The organism is Clostridium sp. UBA5712, assembly GCF_002419845.1.
GTDB lineage: Bacteria > Bacillota > Clostridia > Clostridiales > Clostridiaceae > Clostridium_J > Clostridium_J sulfidigenes.
In genome coordinates this window covers 1-1,766 of record NZ_DIGW01000007.1, presented here as the reverse complement: position 1 = coordinate 1,766, position 1,766 = coordinate 1, and the positions used below count along the sequence as shown (strand labels likewise).

2 protein-coding genes are annotated in these 1,766 nt (G+C 30.7%); both read right to left on the bottom strand.

Annotation, left to right across the window (positions count from 1 at the left end):
* Window positions 1–548: 548 nt before the first annotated feature.
* Window positions 549–1,001: a DUF2691 family protein gene (locus tag B3B03_RS02345; protein WP_346876380.1), complete on the bottom strand. Its 453-nt coding sequence runs from the start codon at window positions 999–1,001 to the stop codon at window positions 549–551.
* Between the two features lies 1 nt (window position 1,002).
* The coding region (locus B3B03_RS02340) for an RHS repeat-associated core domain-containing protein (protein WP_346876379.1) at window positions 1,003–1,766 on the bottom strand (764 nt) is incomplete at its 5' end.

Genomic DNA, 1,766 nt, shown 5'->3' with positions numbered 1-1,766 from the left:
TTATAGATATTAATTTACCCCAGGTGTCATAAGTATAAGAAACAACTTGTTTTCCAATAGAGTTTATTATTCCTATAATATCACTTTGTGCATTTCTAATGTAAAAATATTGTTCAGCATCATTTAACATGAATCCTACAAGACCACTATCTCCATAGTTATAAAAAATTTTATCCGATGGTTAATATCCCTAAGTTTCATTAAGGTCTACTACGTCCTTAGATAACGATTTCTAACCTCCTGTGAGAGAAAAAAACTCTCCAATAAGCTAAGAACTCTGTTAATCTACTGTACTTCCATTAGTTATTTCTTCATGAACTACCTTATTTCCTTCTAGGGTGTATTTAAGTGACTCTCTAAATCTCTTATTTAACTAGTGAAACTTACTCATTTGAATGCATATGAAAAGGAGTTTCCACATTGATTTACTGTTTTCTCTGTTCTTATTCCATCACTATTATAGTTATAACTAATGTTTTTACTAACAATAAAAATGACAACAACCTATTTAATAAATTGTTGTCATTTTTATAAATTGTTGTCATTCTTTATAAATAATTATCAAATTCCTTTATTCTATCATTTTCATCAGTTATATATTCTATTTCTTGAAAGTTGTTATTTTGCGCATTTAGCCTGATAATTTCAATAATCTTCATAGATTTTGAGTATATATCCACAAAAATGACATCACATATTAAAAATACAAGTTCACAGTTACTACTTAAGAACTCATTATAATTTTTTACTTGTTGAATATTAGTCTCACAAGGAAAAACTTGAAGATTGAGAGCAGTAGCATAGTATGGTGATTGAGAAATTATTTCATTAAATTTTTGACCACTATATATATCTGAATCAAATAAAAAATCACCTTTCTCAACAAACACCTGGTCTTCAAAAATTCCCCAAACATACGTATCCTTATTTATTCCATCCGTTATTTTGTTAATAAAAAAATTATATTCATTTGGTATTTTAAATCTTAATCCTCTAATCATATTAACCTCCAAAAATCATAGTCATTCCTGTTCCTACACCTGAGCCAAGTGGAGCAATCAAGAAATCATCAGCTACTCCAATTCCAAGTGTATCATCAGCTACTATAATGGTTACTCCAATTGCACATACAACAACTAATCCAACACCACATACACCTTGAACTATATCATAAGGGTCACCTTTATGTGGTATATCGCCATCCCATTTCCAGTCATGAAAATGAGGACTTTTAAGTTCCGGATGATTGTCAGGATGTCCATAATGTGTATCCTTTTTCATTTTACCATATTCATCATATTCTCTTTCTGTTAACCCATTTGGTGTTTTTACTTTGGAATTTGGCACACCCCTCGGTGGCAAACTCTGTGAAGGTTTTTTTGCTCTTGCTTTTGACATAGCATTATATGAAGCTTTTCTCATTGCAGCTGTTTCTTCTCCTTGAGTGTATATAGGTCTAAACCCTGATGGATCTTTTGATGTAACAGGATTATTATTACAATAAGCAAATATGTTATGGGATAACAATGCACCTACATCTCCACCAAGAGCATCTATATTTATAAACCTTCCCCACTCAGGATTATAATATCTTGATTGCAAGTAGTAATATCCAGTCTCTGTATCGTATCTATAGCCTCTATATCTATAAGGATTCTTTTCTCCTAATGCCTTATCTCCTGTTATAGATATTAATTTACCCCAAGTATCGTAGGTATAAGAAACAACTTGTTTTCCAATAGAGTTTATTATTCCTATAATATCAC

Bases quoted from the DNA above. Each gene is read 5' to 3' on its own strand.
- B3B03_RS02345 (WP_346876380.1), bottom strand. From the start codon at position 1,001: ATGATTAGAGGATTAAGATTTAAAATACCAAATGAATATAATTTTTTT.